The 19617-nt window shown below is 70.9% G+C and carries 17 protein-coding genes and 1 pseudogene; 11 read left to right on the forward strand and 7 right to left on the reverse strand.

What is annotated here, in order from left to right; genetic code table 11:
• Positions 1–32 precede the first annotated feature (32 nt).
• The 4 genes from ACN6LM_RS22940 (at position 33) to ACN6LM_RS22955 (ending at position 6042) form a co-directional block, all read left to right on the forward strand.
• Positions 33–1049 (forward strand): LacI family DNA-binding transcriptional regulator, encoded by a 1017-nt coding sequence (locus tag ACN6LM_RS22940; RefSeq protein ID WP_445067257.1) that lies wholly within the window; start codon positions 33–35, stop codon positions 1047–1049.
• Between the two features lie 70 nt (positions 1050–1119).
• Positions 1120–4218, forward strand: a complete 3099-nt coding sequence (locus tag ACN6LM_RS22945; RefSeq protein WP_445067258.1) for an alpha-mannosidase — start codon at positions 1120–1122, stop codon at positions 4216–4218.
• A gap of 9 nt (positions 4219–4227) precedes the next feature.
• Positions 4228–5469: a hypothetical protein gene (locus ACN6LM_RS22950; protein ID WP_445067259.1), complete on the forward strand. Its 1242-nt coding sequence runs from the start codon at positions 4228–4230 to the stop codon at positions 5467–5469.
• Between the two features lie 150 nt (positions 5470–5619).
• Positions 5620–6042, forward strand: coding sequence for an ATP-binding protein (locus tag ACN6LM_RS22955; RefSeq protein ID WP_445067260.1), 423 nt, complete (start codon positions 5620–5622; stop codon positions 6040–6042).
• 194 nt (positions 6043–6236) lie between these two features.
• Here ACN6LM_RS22955 and ACN6LM_RS22960 read toward each other — a convergent pair whose 3' ends face one another.
• Positions 6237–6470 (reverse strand): DUF5133 domain-containing protein, encoded by a 234-nt coding sequence (locus ACN6LM_RS22960; protein WP_445067261.1) that lies wholly within the window; start codon positions 6468–6470, stop codon positions 6237–6239.
• A gap of 217 nt (positions 6471–6687) precedes the next feature.
• The gene (locus tag ACN6LM_RS22965) at positions 6688–7572 is read right to left on the reverse strand and encodes a DUF1963 domain-containing protein (protein ID WP_445067262.1); all 885 of its coding nucleotides are present in this window, start codon (positions 7570–7572) and stop codon (positions 6688–6690) included.
• A 444-nt stretch (positions 7573–8016) separates the two neighbouring features.
• Here ACN6LM_RS22965 and ACN6LM_RS22970 point away from each other — a divergent pair, with 444 nt between their 5' ends.
• The gene (locus ACN6LM_RS22970; protein WP_445067263.1) at positions 8017–9237 is read left to right on the forward strand and encodes an MFS transporter; all 1221 of its coding nucleotides are present in this window, start codon (positions 8017–8019) and stop codon (positions 9235–9237) included.
• Between the two features lie 6 nt (positions 9238–9243).
• On the opposite strand, the gene ACN6LM_RS22975 is transcribed toward ACN6LM_RS22970, so the two are convergent.
• Entirely contained in the window at positions 9244–9831 is a 588-nt protein-coding gene (locus ACN6LM_RS22975; RefSeq protein WP_445067264.1) for a TetR family transcriptional regulator, read from the reverse strand.
• Between the two features lie 116 nt (positions 9832–9947).
• Between ACN6LM_RS22975 and ACN6LM_RS22980 the strand changes: the two genes are divergently transcribed.
• Complete coding sequence (locus ACN6LM_RS22980) at positions 9948–10799, forward strand: class I SAM-dependent methyltransferase (protein WP_445067265.1); 852 nt, start codon at positions 9948–9950, stop codon at positions 10797–10799.
• Between the two features lie 83 nt (positions 10800–10882).
• On the opposite strand, the gene ACN6LM_RS22985 is transcribed toward ACN6LM_RS22980, so the two are convergent.
• A complete protein-coding gene (locus ACN6LM_RS22985; protein ID WP_445067266.1) occupies positions 10883–11452 on the reverse strand; it encodes a TetR/AcrR family transcriptional regulator in 570 nt (189 codons plus the stop codon).
• Between the two features lie 102 nt (positions 11453–11554).
• Between ACN6LM_RS22985 and ACN6LM_RS22990 the strand changes: the two genes are divergently transcribed.
• The gene (locus tag ACN6LM_RS22990) at positions 11555–12463 is read left to right on the forward strand and encodes an alpha/beta hydrolase family protein (RefSeq protein WP_445067267.1); all 909 of its coding nucleotides are present in this window, start codon (positions 11555–11557) and stop codon (positions 12461–12463) included.
• Positions 12464–12724: 261 nt separating this feature from the next.
• Here ACN6LM_RS22990 and ACN6LM_RS22995 read toward each other — a convergent pair.
• Positions 12725–12823: pseudogene (locus tag ACN6LM_RS22995) on the reverse strand (helix-turn-helix domain-containing protein); the annotation flags it as partial.
• Between the two features lie 19 nt (positions 12824–12842).
• On the opposite strand from ACN6LM_RS22995, the gene ACN6LM_RS23000 reads away from it, so the two are divergent.
• Both ACN6LM_RS23000 and ACN6LM_RS23005 read left to right on the forward strand, forming a co-directional pair.
• Entirely contained in the window at positions 12843–12965 is a 123-nt protein-coding gene (locus ACN6LM_RS23000) for a hypothetical protein (RefSeq protein ID WP_445067268.1), read from the forward strand.
• 323 nt (positions 12966–13288) lie between these two features.
• Positions 13289–14371 (forward strand): PP2C family protein-serine/threonine phosphatase, encoded by a 1083-nt coding sequence (locus tag ACN6LM_RS23005; protein WP_445067269.1) that lies wholly within the window; start codon positions 13289–13291, stop codon positions 14369–14371.
• Between the two features lie 586 nt (positions 14372–14957).
• On the opposite strand, the gene ACN6LM_RS23010 is transcribed toward ACN6LM_RS23005, so the two are convergent.
• On the reverse strand, positions 14958–15590 hold the full coding sequence (locus tag ACN6LM_RS23010) for a DUF2461 family protein (protein ID WP_445067270.1): 633 nt from the start codon (positions 15588–15590) through the stop codon (positions 14958–14960).
• 100 nt (positions 15591–15690) lie between these two features.
• On the opposite strand from ACN6LM_RS23010, the gene ACN6LM_RS23015 reads away from it, so the two are divergent.
• Positions 15691–16260: a suppressor of fused domain protein gene (locus ACN6LM_RS23015; RefSeq protein ID WP_445067271.1), complete on the forward strand. Its 570-nt coding sequence runs from the start codon at positions 15691–15693 to the stop codon at positions 16258–16260.
• A gap of 542 nt (positions 16261–16802) precedes the next feature.
• On the opposite strand, the gene ACN6LM_RS23020 is transcribed toward ACN6LM_RS23015, so the two are convergent.
• Entirely contained in the window at positions 16803–17456 is a 654-nt protein-coding gene (locus ACN6LM_RS23020; RefSeq protein WP_445067272.1) for a DUF6058 family natural product biosynthesis protein, read from the reverse strand.
• 789 nt (positions 17457–18245) lie between these two features.
• On the opposite strand from ACN6LM_RS23020, the gene trpS reads away from it, so the two are divergent.
• Positions 18246–19355 carry a tryptophan--tRNA ligase gene (gene trpS / locus ACN6LM_RS23025; RefSeq protein ID WP_445067273.1) on the forward strand — a complete coding sequence of 370 codons (1110 nt, stop codon included), beginning with the start codon at positions 18246–18248 and terminating at the stop codon, positions 19353–19355.
• Positions 19356–19617 lie beyond the last annotated feature (262 nt).

A 19617-nucleotide genomic window follows, 5' to 3' on the forward strand; every position in this document is an offset into this window, starting at 1 on the left:
CGCCCGTCCACGAACCCGCAGGAGAACCGCTCATGGCTCAGCACCGCTCGGGCGACACCGGCGCCCCGACGATGCGCGACGTGGCCGCGAGCGCCGGTGTCAGTGCCATGACCGTCTCCCGCGTGCTCAAGGACGACGCCCGGGTCAGCGGCAGTACCCGCGAACGCGTCCTGGCAGCCGTCGAAGCGCTGGGTTACCGGCGCAACGAGACGGCGCGCAGCCTGCGCCTGGGCGGCAGCGGCATGATCGGGCTGGTCGTCACCAACCTGGCCAACCCGTTCTACTCCCGCCTGGCGCTCGGCGTACAGGAGGTGGCGTCCGAACACGGCCTGCGGGTCCTGCTCAGCAACACCGCCGAGCAGGTCGACAGGGAGCGTGGCCTCGTCGAGGACCTGGCGGGCCGTCAGGTCGACGGCATGATCGTGGTTCCGGCCGGCAGCAGCCACCGGCACCTCGCCCCCGCGGCGCTGCGCGGCATGCCGATCGTCCTGGCCTCCAGGCCACCCGCCGGAATGGACGCCGACTGCGTACTGGTCGACGACTTCGGCGGCGCCGAACAGGCCGTGGGACAACTGATCGCGGACGGCCACCGCCGCATCGCCTTCCTGGGCAACCCGCCCGCCCTGTACACCGGCGCCGAACGGTTCCGCGGTTACTGGGCGGCCCACGAAGCGGCCGGAATCGAGCCCTCCGAGAGCCATGTGCGGCGCGGCCTCACCGACGTACCCACCGCCGAGGCCGCCGCACGCGCACTCCTCGACGCCCCCGACCCGCCCACGGCGCTCTTCTGCACCAACAACCGGCTCACCCAGGGGGCCATCCGCGCCGTGCACGGACGCGGCCGCCCCGTCGCGCTCGCGGGGTTCGACGACTTCGACCTGGCCGACGTCCTCGGCCTGCCCCTGACCATCGTCTCCTACGACGCCGACGAGATCGGCCGGCGGGCGGGCCAGATGCTCATCGACCGGATCAACGGCTCGTCCGCCGAGCCGATCCCCGCCCGCAGAACCGTCGTGCCCACCCGCGTCATCCGCTACGGGACGCGCTGACCCGGACGTCACCGCCGCTTCCACGGCACCGGTCTGCCCTTCTGCCCCCGCACATTCCCCCGGAGCACCCATGCACCACGACCGCACCGTCACCGAACGCCGAGTGGCCCGCGTACTCGACCTGCGCCTGAGGCCCGCCGTGTACGGCGAGAGCCTCCCCCTCGACATCGCCATGTGGAAGGTTCCCGGCGAGCCCGTACCCGTGTCCGAGGGGATCGACGCGCCCTACGAACCGGTCCGCACTGGCGCACCGTGGGGTCCCGCCTGGTCCACCACCTGGTTCCGGATCAGCGGCACCGTCCCCGCCGGATGGGCCGGGCGGCGCGTCGAAGCGGTCCTGGACCTCGGCTTCGGCGCGACCCAGCCCGGCTTCTCCGCCGAAGGGCTCGTGTACCGGCCCGACGGCAGCCCGGTCAAGGCGCTCAACCCCCGCAACGCCTGGCTGCCGATCACCGAACGCGCCGAGGGAGGAGAGCGGTTCGTCTACCACATCGAGGCAGCGGCCAACCCGGTCATCTTCGATTCGGGAAGCGGCGGCGACCCCTTCGTCCCCACCCCGGCCGGCGGGCTTCCCCCCTGGCTGAGCGGCGAAACCGCACCGGAGACGCCGCTCTACCGCCTGAACCGGATGGACCTCGCCGTCTTCGACCCCACCGTCTGGGAACTCGTACAGGACCTGGACGTCCTGTCCGGGCTGATGCACCAGCTGCCCGAGGACTCCACCCGGCGCTGGCAGCTGGTGCACGCCGTGGACCGCGCACTGGACACGATCGATCTCCAGGACATCGGCGGGACCGCGGCGCGAGCGCGTGACGTACTCGCACCCGCGCTCGCCTCACCCGCGCACGCGGGGGCGCACCGCGTCTCCGCCGTGGGACACGCGCACATCGACACCGCCTGGCTCTGGCCCGTACGGGAAACCGTCCGCAAGGCGGCCAGGACCGTATCGAACGTCACCGCCCTGATGGACGACCACCCCGGGTTCCGCTTCGTCATGTCCCAGGCCCAGCAGCTCGCCTGGCTCAAGGAGCAGCGGCCCGAGGTGTTCGCCCGCGTCGTGGAGAAGGTGGGCACGGGGCAGTTCATCCCCACCGGCAGCCTCTGGATCGAACCCGACACCAACCTCTCCGGCGGCGAGTCCCTGGTACGCCAGTTCGTCCACGGAAAGCGCTTCTACCTGGAGGAGTTCGGGGTCGAGACCGAGGACATGTGGCTGCCCGACACCTTCGGGTACAACGCGGCCCTGCCCCAGCTCATGAAGCTGGCCGGCATCAAGTGGTTCCTCACCCAGAAGATCTCCTGGAACGCGACCAACTCCTTCCCGCACCACACCTTCTGGTGGGAGGGCATCGACGGCACCCGCATCTTCAGCCACTTCCCGCCTGTCGACAGCTACAACGGAGACCTCTCCGGCGCCGACATAGGACACACCGAGCGGAACTTCCGCGACAAGGGGCCGGCCAACCGCTCCCTTGTCCCCTTCGGCTACGGGGACGGGGGCGGCGGCCCCACCCGCGAGATGCTGGCCCGCGCCCGCAGGCTGGAGAACCTGGAGGGTTCGGCCCGTATCGAGGTGGAGGGCCCCGGGGAGTTCTTCACCAAGGCGCAGGCGGAGTACGCCGACGCCCCCGTATGGTCCGGCGAGCTGTACCTGGAACTGCACCGCGGCACCCTCACCAGCCAACTCGCCACCAAGCAGGGCAACCGGCGCAGCGAACACCTGCTCAGGGAAGCCGAGTTGTGGTCCGCGACAGCGGCACTGCGGACCGGCCTGCCCTACCCGTACGAACTGCTCGACCGGGTGTGGAAGACGGTACTGCTCCATCAGTTCCACGACATCCTGCCCGGCACCTCGATCGCCTGGGTGCACCGGGAGGCCGAGGCGGTCTACGCCGAAACCGCCCGGGAGCTCGGCGAGGTCATCGACTCCGCGCAACGCAGCCTCGCGGCATCCGGCATGGAGGCGGCGGCCGGCGAAACCGTGTTCAACGCCGCACCGCACACCCGGGACGGCATCCCCGCGCTCGGGGCCTCTCCCCGGGAGCGGGCCGCGCGTCCGGTCGAACCCGGAGCCGCCGGAGCCGGCGGATTCGTCCTGGACAACGGCCTCGTACGCGTCACGGTGGACGCCCGCGGCCTGATCACCTCCGCCTACGACCTGACCGCCGGACGCGAGGCACTCGCTCCCGGCGCGGTCGGAAACCTCCTCCAACTGCACCAGGACTTCCCGAACCAGTGGGACGCCTGGGATGTCGACGCCTTCTACCGCAACACCGTCCGCGACCTGACCGAAGCGGACGAGGTCGTCGCCGTGCCCGGAGGCATCCGGGTGGTACGGAGCTTCAACTCCTCCCGCATCACCCAGGTACTGCGCCTCGGCGAAGGCAGCCGCCGCCTCGACGTCGAGACCGACGTCGACTGGCAGGAGTGCGAGAAGATCCTCAAGGCCGCCTTCCCGCTCGACCTGCGGGCGGCGGAGTCCAGCGCCGAGATCCCCTTCGGCCACGTGCGGCGCCCCACCCACACCAACACCTCGTGGGACAGCGCCCGCTTCGAGATCTGCGCCCACCGCTACCTGCACGTCGAGGAACCCGGCTGGGGCGCGGCCCTCGTGAACGACTCCAGCTACGGCCACGACGTCACGCGGGACATGCGCCCCGACGGCGGAACCACCACGACCGTACGGCTCTCGCTCCTGCGCGCCCCCCTCTTCCCGGACCCCGACTGCGACCGGGGCGAACACCGCCTGCGCTATGGGCTGGTCATCGGCGCCGGGCTGCGGGACGCCGTCCGCGAGGGCTACCACTTCAACCTCCCCGAGCGCGCCGTCCCCGGCGGCGCGCCCGTCGAACCCCTGGTCAGGCTGACCGGCGGGACCGCGGCCGACGTCGTCATCGAGACCGTCAAGCTCGCCGACGACCACTCGGGCCGCGTCGTCGTCCGCCTCTACGAGTCCGCGGGTGGCCGCGCACGGACCACGCTGAGGGCCGGCTTCCCCCTGGCCGCCGCACAGATCACGGACCTGCTGGAACGGGAACTGACGGACGAGCCCGCGCCGGCCGTGGAGGGCCGGGACGTCCATCTCACCTTGCGTCCGTTCCAGATCTCTGACCCTCTGCCTGACACCGGGCGAATGACGGGCGCGGCGAGCCGTGTACAAGGTCACTAGGATCCCTTCATGGAGATCGAGGCCGACATCGCAGCGCTCATAGGCGACCTGAACAGCGGCGACCCGGAACGCGTGGCCGCGGCGGTCGAGCAGTTGGCGGCTCGGGGCGAGCCTGCGCTACCGGGGTTGCTGGGCGGGGTGGGCGCACACCACTCGGCCCAGCAACTCACGGCGTACGGTGACGTGCTGAGCCGCATCGGGCCGCCTGCCTTCGACGCCGTACTCGCGGCGGAACGCGACGGGGAGCTGGACGGATGGCTCAGGGCCCGGCTGCTCCGCGTCTTCGATGAGCGCTGTGCCGGGCAGTACGCGGCACTGGCCCTCGACCCCGACCGTTGGGTGGCGGACGGTGGTTTCGAGGGACTGCTCAGGCTGCGCGTGGACTCCGAGGCCGGGTTGCGGGCCCTGGTGGAGAGGGTCGGCCGGGGCGGCGATTTCTATGGTCCGGCCGGTGAGTACGCCCGCGCCATGCTGGACGCCTTCGCGCCGCGCTTGCGGGAGCTGCGCCGGGACCGGGCGGCGTCCCGGCCGGTCCGGCGCGGCGCGCTCGGGCTGCTGATCGAGGGCGGCGGTCTGGACGCGCTCGACGAACGCGACCGCACGCTGGTGGAGCGCCTGGTGCGGGTGAAGCTCCCGGGCAGCGTCCGCGCGGTGCCGGACACGCAGCTCAGCGCCTGGTGGCTGGCCGTGCCCGGGGCAACGTACGAGGGTGTCTTCGAAGCGCTGGGCCTGCATGATCCGCGCCCGGTGACGGTCCAGGCGGGCGTAGCGGCCGCGATGTGCGAGGCGATACCGAGTCCGGTCCCGGGGGACCCGTCCCGGGGCGTCAGCCGTGCCTTCGTGACGCCGGAACTCGACGGCTGGCGGCTGGTGTTCGGCCAGTTCCGCCAGCTCGTCGGCTACGACGACTGGAACGACATGGCCGCGACGGTGGAGCGGGTCAGTGCCGTGTGCGGCAAGGCCCAGCTCTTCTTCGTGGACGACGCCGGCGGCGCGGACATCTGGTTCGCGGCCGAGGACGGCCGGATGGTCCGGCAGTACGCGGGCGACGACGACCTGGAAGAGGAGGACGAGGACCCCGACGAGGACCCCGACGACATCACGGGCGGCGTCCGTGAGGCGTGTGGGGAGCTGTCGGTCGACCTGGACCTGGTGGGCGTGTTCGACACGGTCGTACGTGGCCACGGGTGGCTGGCGGTCACGGCACCGGACAGGGGACACGGACAGTTCCCGGGCCTGCTGCCGGTCTGACCTCCCGGATCATCGCCTTCGGCGTCGCCGCTCTCCCGCTACTTGTCCGCTCCCCGACCAGGGGCGACCGGCATACCGGCTCCTGCCGCGTCAGCGCCCCGGTCGGGGGTAGGCGTGAGAGGCAGACGTCGAACCGATGGAGGGAACATCATGAGGGAATCACTGCGCGCGGTGGGCTGGGCGCGGTCGTTGCCTCTGCACAGCGAGGTCAAGGTCGCGCGGGAGTGGGCGCGCGGCCACCTGGAGACGCTGCCGTGGGCCGGCGACGCCGCCCACGTGATCGATGACGTGCTGATCACCGTCTCGGAGCTGGTCACCAACGCACATGTGCACGCCGGCAGCAGCGCGCAGCTGGTGATGACCTGGGACGAGCGTTGCCTGCACGTCGCCGTACACGACTCCTCGACGACACTGCCCACACCGCAGCCGCCGAGCTCCGACAGGCCGGGCGGCCGCGGCATGTTCCTCGTCGCGGCGTTGGCCGACGACTGGGAGGCCCACCCCTGCAACGACGGCAAGATGGTGATCGCCTGCTTCCGCCCGCCCATGGCCGACCGCCGGGACGGTGAATGACGCTGTGCACCGGGCGGACGACGAGTACCCGCTCGGCATGGGCCAACGCATCACCGTCGTCGGCGCGGGCCCTCGGCGCTCGCCGCAGTGCGGATCAGCAACGGCACCGGGGGCGCCGCGCTTCAGCGAAGCACCGCCCGGTCCGGAATCTTCAACAGTAGTGACCGGGCGGTGCGGCGGGGCAGGCCGACGGGTCAGCTGCCCGCCAGGACGGAGTCGTCCAGGGGCCGGGCGCCGGGCAACTGGTGCCGGGCGGCGAACAGCGCCGCGTCGATGTCCCGGGTACCGGTGCACACGCACAGGGTGTAGGCGATGTCGTCCATGCGCTGCCGCACCTCCGCGCTGTCCGCTTCGGCGGCGCCCACGGTCAGGAGGGCCTCGTAGTTCTCGATCAGGTCCCGCAGTACCGCGGGGTGCGCCATCAACATGACAGAACCTTTCTTCCGCACCGGCACCGATCGGCTCAGTGCCGCGCACTCCTGTACCCGCTGTCACTCCCGGCACTCCCCGCGCAGGCGATCGCGTGCGGGGGAGTGGCCTTGAGCGCGCGACGGGGCGGCGGCGACAGGCGCGTCGACGTTCGGACCGGGAGCGACGCTCGGGTTTCACCGGCCGCTTCCCGTCATGGAGGCACGTCGGTCCTGTTCACGGCGTCTCGAAGCGGGTGAGGGCCAGCGCCTTGTCCACCCGGGCGGCGGCCAGGTCGTCGTGGCGGATCACGAAACTCGTGCAGTACTCCTCGTAGGCCCGGGCTTGACCGGCGAGCGACACCCATTCGCTCGCCAATCGGTGCTTCTCCTCCTCCAGACGGGAATACCACTGCGCCATCGGGATGGCTGGGATCTCGCCTTCCTTCTCGCGACCCGCGAGGGTCTGCTCCGCGATGCTGGTGATCACCTCGTCATCGACATACCCGCCGATGGCAAAGCCGGAGCCGGACGGCCAGAGTTCGTGTGCCAGAGCCCGGAGCTCGGCCAGGTGCGGCAGATCACGCTCCATGTACCCGGCCAACTGCTGCTGGAAGGGTGACATGTCCTCCCGATCGAGATCCTCCCAGAACTCGTGCCAGTCCTCGTCGCCCTCCTGGAGCCACAGAGGCAGCTCGGCTTCGAGCTCGGCGCTCACGTCGGACTTCTCGCGGACACACGCGGAGCCGGGAGCTTCCGCGACCGAGGTCTCTGTGCCGGGCGGCACGTACACGACTCGCGCGTACCTGCCGGAACTGTCCTCGCAGTCCCTCTCCTGGTGTACGAAGAAGAGCAGCGTCCCGTCCACCGGCAGGCCGAGACCGTCGACTCCGGGCAGCGCTCCACAATCGACGGAGAGGAGCAGGGGCAACGGTATGTTTCCGGCGGACGGCCACTCCATACCCACCGGCAGTCCGGGCGCCCCACCGAGCTGTCCGACCACCGGACCACGGCCCACGGACAAGCCGATCGACAGGCGGAGGTGCTGCCGGAATCGGCTGATCTCGTCGTCCGGGATGCCCAACTCAAGCGCTGCCCGACGAAACGCTCCCTGATGATCCATGGCGAAACGATAAGGCTCCAGCCGCCCCCGCCCCCTTGCCGACGGCAACGCCCTCGTCGAGACCCGGGGCGAGCCGGCCCTCGATCCCCGGCGCGGAGAGCCCCGACGGCCGGTCCGGGGCGGTACGTCCCCAGGACCTCCTCGTCCCACCTCGCCCGGCAGCGACGAGCCTTCCGGGCGACGGGAACCGAGGGCCCAACGGAGCGCACGGGACGGCCGCGGCGCACAACTGAGGCGCTGTCAGCTACCGCTGCAAACGGCACTCGTGAGGGTCAGAACCTCGAACGACCCCCGGTCGCGCGGCTGATTGCGGCTCGTCGCAGTCGCTGGTGATCCAGAAGATGGGCAGTACCCCCTTGTAGCACGCATATTCGAGGCACAATCGCTCCGTCCCGGGCGCATCGTCCCTGACGAAGTGCCCCTCCGCTGCCTTGGAGTGCTCTCATGTCCGCCCCACTCGCACCGCCGTCCGCCACCCCCGGCACCGCCCACGCCGGGCGCCTTCCGGCCGTCGTGCTCATGGCCGGCAGCTGCCTGCCCGTCCTCGGCGCGGTGCTCCTCGCCCCTGTGCTCCCCCGTATGCAGGACCACTTCGACAGCGTGCCGGGAAGCGAAGCGCTGGTCCCCGTCGTGCTCACCGTCCCCGCCCTCGCCCTCGCCCTGCTCGCCCCGTTCGCCGGGATGATCGTGGACCGGCTCGGCCGCAAACGCCTGCTCGTCGTCGCCACCGCCCTCTACGCACTGTTCGGAACGGCCCCCCTGTGGCTGGACTCGCTCCACGCCATCCTGATCAGCCGCGTCCTCGTGGGCATAGCCGAGGCGGCGATCATGACCGCTTGCACCACCCTCATCGGCGACTACTACAGCGGTGAACTCCGCGACCGCTACCTGGCCCTGCAAACCATGTGCGCATCCGCCTCGGCCACCGTCTTCTTCGTACTCGGCGGCGCCCTCGGGGCCGCCGACTGGCGCGCCCCCTTCTGGCTCTACGCCGTCGGGCTGCTCGTCGCGCCCCTCATGGCCCGCGCCCTTCCCGCGCCCCTTCCGCCGACGCCCGGCAGAGAGGCGGAGGCATCGCTCCCGCGGCGCCCGTTCCCTGTCCGGCGTATGGCCGGCATCTGCCTCCTCACGGTCTTCGGCGCCGTTGTGTTCTACACCGTCCCCGTCGAGATGGCCTACCTCCTCGACGACCTGGGAACCGACTCCACCGCCACCATCGGCGCCGTCACCGCGGTGGCCAGCGCCGCCACCGTCCTCGGCTCCGTCCTGTTCACCCGCCTCTCCCCGGATCGCCGCCACCGCCTGCCCGTTCTGTTCGCGCTGTGCGCCGCGGGCTTCGTGCTGATGGGCCTCGCCGACGGGCTCCCTCTCCTCATCGCCGGCGCCGTCATCAACTGCGTCGGTACCGGTCTGTTGCTGCCTGCGCTGGTCACGAAGGCCATGTCCCTCCTGCAGTTCGCGGACCGGGGGCGCGGTATGGGCCTGTGGACCGCGGCCTTCTTCCTCGGCGAGTTCCTCTGCCCCCTGATCCTCCTGGCGGCCAAGAGGCCGGCGGGCGGCCTCGCCACCGCCGTAGCCCTCCTCGGAGTGGCAGCCGTCCTCCTCGCCGCGGCGCTGTTCACCACCACCCGCCGCCCCGCGCTCGGAGGAGTACGGGCTGACTGACCGGCCTCAGCCGGACAGGAGCACGGCCAGCAGCCGCCGCGTGGTCGCCGCGGAGTCCGTGGTCTGTCCGGGGCCGCCGGTCATCAGCAGGTGGTGGGTCGTTCCGACGAGCGCGAGCGCGATGGTGGCGGCGTCGCTACCGGCGGGGACCCGACCGATGTGCTGCTCCGCCTGAAGGTACGCGGTGACGGCGTGCTGGATCGCCTCGAACGCGGGCGCGCCGGACCGGAGTCCGTCGCGCGTGTGCGACGCGGCCGCAGGACGGGTCATCGCCAGGCCCGCCACCGCGGGCGGCAGGGAGTCCATCAGTGCCTGGATGACCTCCTGGAGGTTCTCCGCGACCGTGGCGCGGCCCGCCTTGGCCCGCAGCGCTTCCGCCTGGCGGGCGCTGCGGGCGAACCGGTCCAGGACCAGCTCGGCGACGAACTCGTCCAGGCCGGCGAAGTGCGTGTGCAGCACACCCTTGGCACAGCCCGCCTCCGCGGTGACCGCCCGACTGGTCAGGGAGGCGGCGCCGTCGCGGGCCACCACCCGTTCCGCGGCCGCGAACAGCCGCTCGCGCAGATCCGGAATCGCGACTCCACGAGGTGACACAACAGCCCCTTCGTTCCAGCCCGTTGCAACTATGGGCGTTCGCCCATACTGTTTGGGCGCTTGCCCATTCTAGGGTCGGGGGCGCATCGTCGCGCCCAGCGGGAGGGAGCTCATCCATGGGACAGTTCGCCAATGCCGCGCAGGCCGAGGCGTGGAACGGGTACGAGGGCGCGCAGTGGGCCCGCAGCCAGGAGCGCTGGGACGCCGTCAACGACGGTTTCAACCAGCCCCTGCTGGATGCCGCTGCCATCGCCGAAGCCGACGCCGTCCTGGATGTGGGCTGCGGAGCGGGCCGTACCGCCCGCCTCGCCGCCCGTCGCGCCGCACGCGGCCGGGTGCTCGGCCTGGACCTGTCGGGGCCGATGCTGGGCAGGGCCCGTGAGAGCGCCGTGCGCGAAGGGATCGCGAACGTGGCCTTCGTGCAGGGCGACGCACAGATCCACCCGCTGGACGGCGGGGCGTTCGACGCGGTCATCAGCCGGTACGGAATGACCTTCTTCTCCGACCCGGTCGCCGCCTTCGCCAACCTCCGCCGCGCGCTTCGGCCCGGCGGCCGGCTGGCGTTCATCTGTGCGGCCGAGGCAGAGGCTCAGGAATGGCTCGCCGCGCTGGCCTCGCTCAAGGACATCCTTCCGCTCGGGGGGTTCGGGAAGGCCGACGGACCCGGCATGTTCTCCTTCGCCGATCCCGGCCGCGTCCGCGCACTACTTGCCGGGGGCGGATTCGAGGAAGCGCAGGTGCGGCGCACCGAAGCGACGGGGCAGTGGGGCGCCGACGCGGCGGACGCCGCGGCGTTCCTGCTGGACTCCGGCCCCGGACGCCACCTGCTGGACCAGGTGACCCCGCCCGCGCGGGCAGCGGCGCGTCAGGTACTGACGGCCGCCCTGCGGCGCCACGAGACGGACCGCGGGGTGTGGCTGCGCAGCAGCTCCTGGCTGGTCACGGCCCGTCATCCGGCACACAACTGAGCCCGGTCCGGACACGCGGGTGCTGCGGGACGGGGTGGTGTGCGGGCCGGGACGCGTGCGGGCGGCACGGGCCGGTCGGTACGTCATCCCGTGTCGCGGCACCCGGCGAGGAGGAGGGCGACCATGTGCTTGGCGTCGGACTGGCCGTAGTCGGGGCCGGTGATGCAGAGGTTTCCGATGGCGCGCATCAGCCTGTAGGCGCTGACGCCGGGGCGCATCCCGCCTTCGGTGGCGCAGGCGTCCAGCAGCGTCGCGCAGGCCGGGACCAGGGTGTCGAGCATGAGGGCGTGGAGGTTTTCCAGTCCCGGATCCCCTGAGCCCAGCGCCGCGCCGAGGCCGTGCTTGGTCACCAGGAAGTCCACGAACGCGTCCGTCCACAGGGTGAGCGCGGTGAACGGCGAGGAGGACTCGTCAAGGAGCCGGGGCGCGAGAGCGGCGCACGCGTCGATCTGGTGCCGGTAGACGGCGGTGACGAGGTCCGCGCGGGTCGGGAAGTTCCGGTAGATGGTGCCGACACCGACGCCGGCGCGCTCGGCGATGTCGCGAACAGGTGCCTGGACGCCCTGCTCGACGAAGACCGCCGCAGCAGCCTCCAGCACGCCGTTGCGAGTGCGCTGCGCCTGTGCTTGACGTACGCCGACCGACTCCGGCACGGATGACTCCTTTGCTCGCGGAACAATGTTCCGCTAAATTGGCGGAACGTCGCTCCGTCAAATTATGGCAGAGCCGCGCCGCAGAGAAAGCACAGGTCTCCCATGTCTTCCCGCCCCTCCGCCCGCCGGATCGTCTCGGTCAAGCCCATCCCCGTCCCCGCGCCCGGCCGCGGCGTCGACCTCCAGGTGAAGGTCACCGCCCCCTGGTCGGGCCAGAAGCTTCCCGTGATCGTCTTCTCCCATGGCAACGCGTGGTCCCTGGACGGGTACGCGCCCCTCGTCGACCGGTGGGCCGCCGCCGGTTTCGTCGTGGTGCAGCCCACCCACCTGGACGCCCGCCGTAACGCCATCGGCTGGGACGATCCGCGCTTCGCCACCATCTGGCGCGTTCGGATAGCCGATCTCCACGCGGTCCTGGACCACCTCGGCGACATCCTGGCCCAGGCGGGCCTTGACACCCGTGTCGACCGTGACCGCATCGCCGTGGTCGGTCACTCCTGGGGCGCCCAGACCGCGGGCGCCGTCCTCGGCGCCCGCGTCCTCGACGCCGACGGCGTTCCCGGGGAGGACTTCTCCCACCCCGCGGTGTCGGCCGGCGTGCTGATCGCCGCGACCGGAACCGGCGACACCCTCACTCCGTTCGCCGCCGAGAATCTCCCGTTCATGAGGCCGGACTTCTCCACCATGGCCACCCCGGCTCTGGTCGTCGCAGGCGGGAGGGACCAGTCGCAGCTCTCCACCCGGGGGCCGGAATGGTTTACCGACGCCTACCACCTCAGCCCGGCGCCCAAGAGCCTTCTCACCATCGGTGAGGCGGAGCACACCATGGGCGGCATCGCCGGCGAAAGCGTCGCCGAGACCACCGACGAGGATCCCGCCCGCGTCGCTTTCCTCGCCGACGCGATCTCCGCCTATCTCCGCGCGGCCCTCGGCTTCGACGACGCCCCTTGGACCGCCCTCGGCAGCACCGCCGAGGACGGCGACAGCACGTGGAGGATCGCCGGCAAGTAGGCCGGTTGCACGCCGGTCCGCTTCACCGGCTTCCCGGGCCACCACGCGGCGGGACCGGAGTCTTCGCGCGCCGGCTTCGCGACCCGGGCCGGGGTGGAGAGGATCGTGCCGCCCTGCGGGTCAAAACACCTAGCCCGTCGTACGGTCTGGCCGCGCCCATGCTCGCGGCGATGCCCGGGGAGCTCCGGGCCACGGTGCCACTTCGTCGACCGCCACGATGGCCCTCTCCGGCCCTTCCAGCGGCCGGGTCACGGCTTCGACGGCTCGGGCGGCGAGCAGGCCGGCAACGGCCACGACGTGAGCGTGGGCAGTGCCGACGGATATCCCGAAGACGGCTGCGAGCTGCGCGAGGGTGTCGTGAGGATGCGAGGACGCACTCATGGGCATCGAGATGTCGGTCGGCGTCCCGCACGCCGTCGTCCTCTTCGCCGGGCTCTCGGTACTGGAGGCTGCGGGGCTGCGCCGAGGGACCCCGGGAGTGGGGGCAGCCCGGGGCCGGTAGCCGGGTGGACGAACTGCCGGCTCCGACTCGGTTCCGACTCGCCGCCCCGGCGTCCCCGCTGCGGGGCGGGGCGCATGAGAACTTGACCACTCCGCCCCTGGGGCCCCATGCCCGACGACCGGCTCATGCCCGGACGGGAGTCACCGGCCCGGGGGACGGTTCGCTCGGCCTTCTCCGGCTGCGGGGTGAGGCCGTGACCGGCAGGGCGAGAGAGACAGGGTGACAGCGTGGGTGCGGGGCGGGCCGCCGTGGAGCACAGGCAGCGGGACGAGCAGCACCCGTGGCCACCTCGTTGGCTGCGCTGGGGTCCCCCCGTACTCATTGTGGCCACGCTGGTGATCGATCAGCTCACACCGCCGCGCTACCCCCTCGGCCCCATGCTGTCGGCCTCGGTGGTGCTGTCCCTGTTCACCTACCCCCCGGTCGGCGTCCTCGCCGTCGGCGCCGCCGGATGCCTGCTGCTCACGGTCACCGAGATGATCGACGACTACGTCGGGCCCCTGACCATCGTCTCTCTCATCGTCCTGGCCACCATCACCTCGCTGTCCACATGGCTGTGCGTGGTACGCCAACGGACGGAAAGCCGCTTCCGCCGAGTCCAGACCGTCGCCGAAACCGTGCAACTCGCCCTGCTGCGACCACTGCCCGAACGAGTCGGCCCGCTGCGCCTGTCCGGCTTCTACCGGGCGGCCGACGAGGAGGCACTCATCGGCGGTGACCTCTACAGCGTCCGCCCCACCCCCTTCGGCCTGCGGGCGATCGTCGGAGACGTCAAGGGCAAAGGCATCGCCGCGACACAGACCGTCGCCACGGTCATCTCCACCTTCCAGGAAGCGGCGCTGCTCCACCCGTCACTGAGCCAGGTGGCCGAGCGCATCGACGTAGCCCTGCAACTGGACCGCGACAACCCGCCGTTGGCCCCGATACGGAACACCGGGCCGGCTTCCTCGGCCGGACAGGCCACGGCTCCGGCGGACGAGGTCTTCGCCACGGCCGTCCTGCTCGAGTTCTCGGACAACGCCCGTGCCGTCCGTATCCTCGACCGGGGGCATCAGCCCTTGCTCACCATCCGGGACGGCAGGGCGTGTGCCGTGGAGAGCGACCACAGCCTGCCGCTCGGCATGGGCGACCTGCTGACCGAGCCTCCGCACACCGTCACGCACACCCTGCACCCCGGCGAGATCCTCCTCGCCTACTCCGACGGCATCACCGAGGCCCGTAATCGCGCGGGTGTCTTCTACCCCCTGCGCGAACGCCTCCAGAGCCACTGCGCGAGCAGCGGCGGAGCGGTGACCCCCTCGGGACTGGTGGCCTTCATCGAGGAAGACGTCGCCCGGTGGGCCGCCACCCTGAGCGACGACCTCGTCGCCATCGCCTTCCAGCCCACCGCGTCCGGCGAGGACTGACCGGCCGCAGCGTCGCCGGGCGGGCGGGGCCCGGGTATCCGGCGTCGTCGGTCCAGGTTCCGGGCCGGCCGGCTTCGCGCCTCCCGCATACCGGGTGGTCGGGGACTCGAGTCGAGGGGCATGCGGGCCGTTCGTACACGGAGACGTGGTGACTGCCGGAGTCGGTCAGTGGCCGTCCCGACCACCCGCCGGTACGCCGTACGAGGCGCAGGCCGGCCAGTTCGGCGAGCAGACCGAGTTCACCGGGGGTGCAGTAGCGGAACGGGACACGCACGTGACGCATGTGGCCGTCGTCCAGGCCCGCGTGGACGAGGGCGCAGCGTCCGTGTCCGCCGGCTCCGGGGGTGCCGAGAAGCCGCCGGCAGTGACCCGGACCGCGTTGCCGCCGGACTTGGCGTGCAGTGGGGCGGTCATTTCCGGGAGGCATCGAGCCCTTCGACGGCCAGGCCCAGCGATGCCAGGAGCAGGGTCACCCGGCCGGTGCCGCTGCCGGGTCGGCGAGAACCCGGCGATGACCGTCGGCCACCGCCCGCGACCGGGAGCAGATCACCCTGCAGCGCCTGGGACGCGACCTTCGTGAGCGATGTCAGACGGTGCGGTTGACATGGCGGGCCAGCCACATCAGCAGGGCGTCCAGGTCGGTGGCTGCCGAGAGGACCCGGTCGACAGCTTCGGGGGTATGCAGCCACTCCTCGCAGCCGAGCGTACGGGCGGCGATCAGCGAACGGTGACGCAGCAGGCCGGCACGGGGGTGGTCCGCCGGAAAGCCGCGCGGGGGCCGCTTCATCAAGTCCCCTGAGACGTCGTAGCCCTTGTGCCGTACGTCCTCGATGATGGCCGACAGCTCGCGGCCGCTGCCTTCGGAGGCCACTGCCGTGCGGAACGCGTCGACCTGGCCGGGATCGGGATACCACCAGGCAGCCTGGAGCCACAGACCGTCCAGGGAGAACCGGAGACCGATCTCGACCTTGCGGCCGAGCCGGATCACCGCGCTCTGGTGCTGCCACCACCAGGAGCCGGTGCGGTAGTGCCAGACGGAGAAGTCGTCGTATCGGGGATCGGCGTCCGCGACCTCGTTGAGCAGCGCGATCATCGGCTGCCGGACCAGACGCTCACGGTCCGCCCGGCAACGCTCCCGGGTCTCCTTCGCCGGTTCACCCTGGAGCCGCAACAAGACGTCCATGGCCTGCACCGGCCAGCCGGTGAACTGTTCGCGCATGCGCGGAGGATAGCTTGTCCCCTTCGGCCTCGAAGCCGTGGAGCGCCCTCGGGGCTGACCCCAGAGCATGCGTCCGTGAGCAATCGTGCATGCTGGCTCCGTGGCCAGTCGCGTGGAGAAGTACCTCGCCCATCTCGATCGACTCTCCGGCGGAAGGGAGCCGCGGTTCTTCCCGGTCGAGTCGACCAAGCAGGGGCTGCGGGGCGTGACGGAGATCGTGTACGACGACCTGCCGGACGGGCTGCTCACAGCACTCACATACGGCCTGTCGCTGGCGGAACATCCGGACTGGCAGCACGGTTCGCCCGAACTCTGCCTCAGCGTGAACTCGACGAACGTCATCTGGTCCCACGCGGTGGGTTTCCTCGCCGAGCACCTTCGTGGCGTCTGCCCGTTCGGCTACGGCAGCACCATCGACTTCGGCGAGCGAATTGTGCCCGAATCGGAGATGACGGCGTTCTGCGTGTTCGCGCCGTCGGTCCTCGACAGAGACGACTACCTGGGAATCGACGTGGGCCCCCCAGGACACGAGGGGCACGACGTGATCAACATCCAAGGGATGTACCCCATCCACGAGGCGGAGCGGCAGTTCATCAATGAGCGTGGGCTGGAACCCCTTTGGAAGAGCGGTTGGGAGCCCACTGACGTGCTGCGTCGACCCGCAGTGTGATCAGGGGAGGGCTGCCGGCCCGGTCCGGAGGTTGTCCGACGGACACACCAGGCCGGCAGGACTCGTCTTCGCACAGGTGACAAGACGGCTCGGCCGAGCACCTGGCGCTTGAGTGATGCGGTTGAGGTGGCCTGCGACGGCCTGCGAGTTCCCGGGGAGCGCGAATTCCGGGCCGTCGCCGACGCTGGGCGCTCAGCCGATCCGCACGCTCGCGCCCGGGTCAGCCGGCGGTAGCGGGCCGGGACGCCCGGTCCCCGATCGCCGAGGAAGTCCTCGATCATCGCCGTGCCGACATCGTTGAGAGCGTCACCATGAATCCGATGTTGGGGATACGCGGCACATCCGGATGGATGACCGCGTGCCAGGTTCCGTGAACCCGGATGTCGAAGCCCACGACGCTGAAGAACACCTGAGCGGCGGCTGAGCGGGCCTCCCGCCGCCCACGAGGCGCGAGAGCCCGACGAACCGCACGGCCCTCGAAGCCGCCCGGCCCCGACGCGGGACGGCCCGGTCACGGGGGAGTGGCAGCAGTCCCCGCCCGATCAGGCGGGGTCCTGACCGAGGGGATCGCGGGGACGGCTGCCCCTGGCTCCCGGGCACGGGCGCGGGAAGCGGGCGCGCGTGGCGTCGATGCAGGTGTCCCGGGACGTCGGGCCGCCGAAGCGAAGACGGTCATAGGCCGTGAACGCCGGCTCCAACGTGTCGAGTTCGTCGACCAGTCGGTGCAGCCGCTCCAACCACTGGGCTGAACCCGCATCCGCCTCGTCCTCCGCGCTACTGATCGCGGTCGTCAGGCACTCCTTGCGCTGAATGGCGGACGGTGTCACCGAGTGCAGGCACACGTACTGTCCGCTGAGATACGCGTCCCACTCCGCCTTCCCGGTGACCGGGTCGGCCCAGTGAGCGGTGAACCAGGCATCGAGCAGCTCTACGCCACCGGCTGCGTCGGCGAGAGCGAACAGATCGGCCGGCACCATCTCGGCACCGTCGGAGCGCAGATACCCGGGAAGCGGCAGACGTCGTCCCAGCATCAGCCGCCGGACCGCGTCGACATCGCGGCCACGGACAGCGCACAGTTCCTCCAGGGTGAGGAACTGTGCGCTGACATAAAGATCATCGGCGCCGGTCATCGGGTGATCGCCGTTGACCTCACGGAACCGCTCGGCGAGCTGCTGCTTCAGGTCTGGCTCGGACATCGGATCGCCTCCGCTGCATGTACCACCGCGGGCACCTCCCGCGCAGGATTCGGCACGCTACCCGCCCAACCATTCGGCGCTCCCTGAACTGTCGAGGGCCCTACGACCGCACGGGGGCATGTCACCCTTGCCGGCCGACACAGGTGGGACGATCACCAAGGGCGCCGGCTGCTCGGACGAGGCGCCTGCGGGCAGGGCGAGCCGGCCGCGCAGCGGAAAGCCGTCGTCCGCCGGGGCGCGTAACTCGGTCAGGGCCCCGGGAGCGGGGAGGCCGCCGGGGACGTTGCGGAAGACGGGCCGCCGAGCGGGCGTGACGGCATCGAGGCGGACCATTCGGGGCGGGCTGTCGATTGCGCTGCGCAGCGCGTGGAGGGCGGCACGGGCCCGTTCTGCGGCGGCTGGTAAGAGGCCGCGAAGCGGTCGGCGCAAGCACTGCTCAGCGGTGACGAGGCAGGGGTGCGGCTTGCGTCCGGGAGGTGTCCCGTCGAGGCCGGCACATCTGCTGTGACCTTGTTCGGGGGCTGGGGCGCCGTTCATCACTGCCTCCGGCGCAAGGACCAGGAGTCGCGTCCGCGACTCGTTGCCGATCGCTTCTCCCCTTGCCCCCATGGCGCCCGGTACAGTGCATGCATGCATCTTTCGTCATGTCTGAGCTGGTGGCGCTCCTCGTAGGAGCGGCCACTTCTCACGCATGCAGACGGGCCGTTCGGACGGACGGCCCGTTGTTGTGTCCCCTTGGCTCAGGGCCTGCCGTCCCGACGGCGACACCCGACCCGCCAGGAGACACCGATGAACACAACCCCCCTGACCGCATCCCTCAAGACCCCCTCCTCGGCTTCCGCCGACCCGCTCGGGCTGTCCCAAGCTCAGCAGCGCAGCACGGAGCTCGAAGAGCTGATCACCAAGGATCCCGGCCGCTTCCGGGTGCTGACCGGGGACCGGCCCACCGGGCGTCTGCACCTGGGCCACTATTTCGGCACGCTGCACAATCGGGTGCGTCTGCAGAACCTCGGCGTGGAGTTGTACGTGATCATCGCGGACTACCAGGTTCTGACCGACCGCGACATCGCGGAAAACCTGACCGGGCACGTCGAGGAACTGGTCCTGGACCACCTGGCCATCGGTGTGGACCCGGCCCGCAGCACGATCTTCACGCACAGCGCCGTTCCCGCCCTCAACCAGTTGCTGCTGCCCTTCCTCAGCCTGGTCTCCGTCGCCGACCTCGAACGCAACCCCACAGTGAAGGACGAGATCACGCACTCCCGGCAGTCCGCCGTAAGCGGCCTGATGTTCACCTACCCCGCTCACCAGGCCGCCGACATCCTCTTCTGCAAGGCCAACCTGGTTCCGGTCGGCAGGGATCAACTCCCTCACCTGGAACTCACCCGGACCATCGCCCGACGCTTCAACGACCGCTACGGCGCCGGCTCCGCCATCTTCCCCCGGCCCGAAGCTCTCCTTTCGAATGCTCCGCTCCTGCTCGGCACGGACGGCGGCAAGATGAGCAAGAGCCGCGGCAACGCCATCGCCCTGGCTGCCGACGCCGACGAGACCGCGCGCCTGATCAAGGGAGCCAGAACCGACTCCGAACGCCACATCGCTTACGACCCGGTCGGCCGACCGGAAGTCTCCTCCCTCCTGCTCCTGGCCGCCCTGTGCCAGAACCGGACGCCCGAGCAAGTCGCGTCCGACATCGGCTCCGCAGGATCTGCCGCGCTGAAGAAGACGGTGACCGAGGCGGTCAACGAGTACCTGGCCCCCATCCGGACCCGCCGAAACGCCTACGCGAACGACCGCGCCTACCTCCGAACGATCCTGCGCGAGGGCAACGAACGGGCCAACGCCGTCGCCGACAGCACCCTTGCGGAGGTGCGTGCCGCGATGAACTGCCGCTACTGAGCCCCGACTGCCGCACTGGAGGGCGCCCCGTCAGGGCAGCAGCACTTCGGCCGCCTGGCACCTGGGACGGCATCGTGGCCGTGGGGTGCAAGCCCGGGCGGGCCGTGTCGTACGGCATGCACTCGGGACGGCTTACGGTGACGGCAACGGGCCCCTGCCGAAGGGCCGCGTCCGCACCTGTGGTCAGAGCAATCAGACCTTGTCGTAGTACTGGCCGCCGATGACGATGTTGATCATCTTGTTCTGGTGGGCGCCGTCGCTG

Source organism: Streptomyces sp. SAS_281, assembly GCF_052542855.1.

Excerpts from the sequence above, each read along its gene's own strand:
- ACN6LM_RS23020 (WP_445067272.1), bottom strand. The coding sequence starts at position 17,456 with ATGTCCGAGCCAGACCTGAAGCAGCAGCTCGCCGAGCGGTTCCGTGAG.
- ACN6LM_RS22950 (WP_445067259.1), top strand. The coding sequence starts at position 4,228 with ATGGAGATCGAGGCCGACATCGCAGCGCTCATAGGCGACCTGAACAGC.
- trpS (WP_445067273.1), top strand. The coding sequence starts at position 18,246 with ATGAACACAACCCCCCTGACCGCATCCCTCAAGACCCCCTCCTCGGCT.
- ACN6LM_RS22955 (WP_445067260.1), top strand. The coding sequence starts at position 5,620 with ATGAGGGAATCACTGCGCGCGGTGGGCTGGGCGCGGTCGTTGCCTCTG.
- ACN6LM_RS22940 (WP_445067257.1), top strand. The coding sequence starts at position 33 with ATGGCTCAGCACCGCTCGGGCGACACCGGCGCCCCGACGATGCGCGAC.
- ACN6LM_RS22965 (WP_445067262.1), bottom strand. The coding sequence starts at position 7,572 with ATGGATCATCAGGGAGCGTTTCGTCGGGCAGCGCTTGAGTTGGGCATC.
- ACN6LM_RS22945 (WP_445067258.1), top strand. The coding sequence starts at position 1,120 with ATGCACCACGACCGCACCGTCACCGAACGCCGAGTGGCCCGCGTACTC.
- ACN6LM_RS22980 (WP_445067265.1), top strand. The coding sequence starts at position 9,948 with ATGGGACAGTTCGCCAATGCCGCGCAGGCCGAGGCGTGGAACGGGTAC.
- ACN6LM_RS22960 (WP_445067261.1), bottom strand. The coding sequence starts at position 6,470 with ATGTTGATGGCGCACCCCGCGGTACTGCGGGACCTGATCGAGAACTAC.
- ACN6LM_RS22990 (WP_445067267.1), top strand. The coding sequence starts at position 11,555 with ATGTCTTCCCGCCCCTCCGCCCGCCGGATCGTCTCGGTCAAGCCCATC.
- ACN6LM_RS23000 (WP_445067268.1), top strand. The coding sequence starts at position 12,843 with ATGGGCATCGAGATGTCGGTCGGCGTCCCGCACGCCGTCGTCCTCTTC.
- ACN6LM_RS22970 (WP_445067263.1), top strand. The coding sequence starts at position 8,017 with ATGTCCGCCCCACTCGCACCGCCGTCCGCCACCCCCGGCACCGCCCAC.
- ACN6LM_RS23010 (WP_445067270.1), bottom strand. The coding sequence starts at position 15,590 with ATGCGCGAACAGTTCACCGGCTGGCCGGTGCAGGCCATGGACGTCTTG.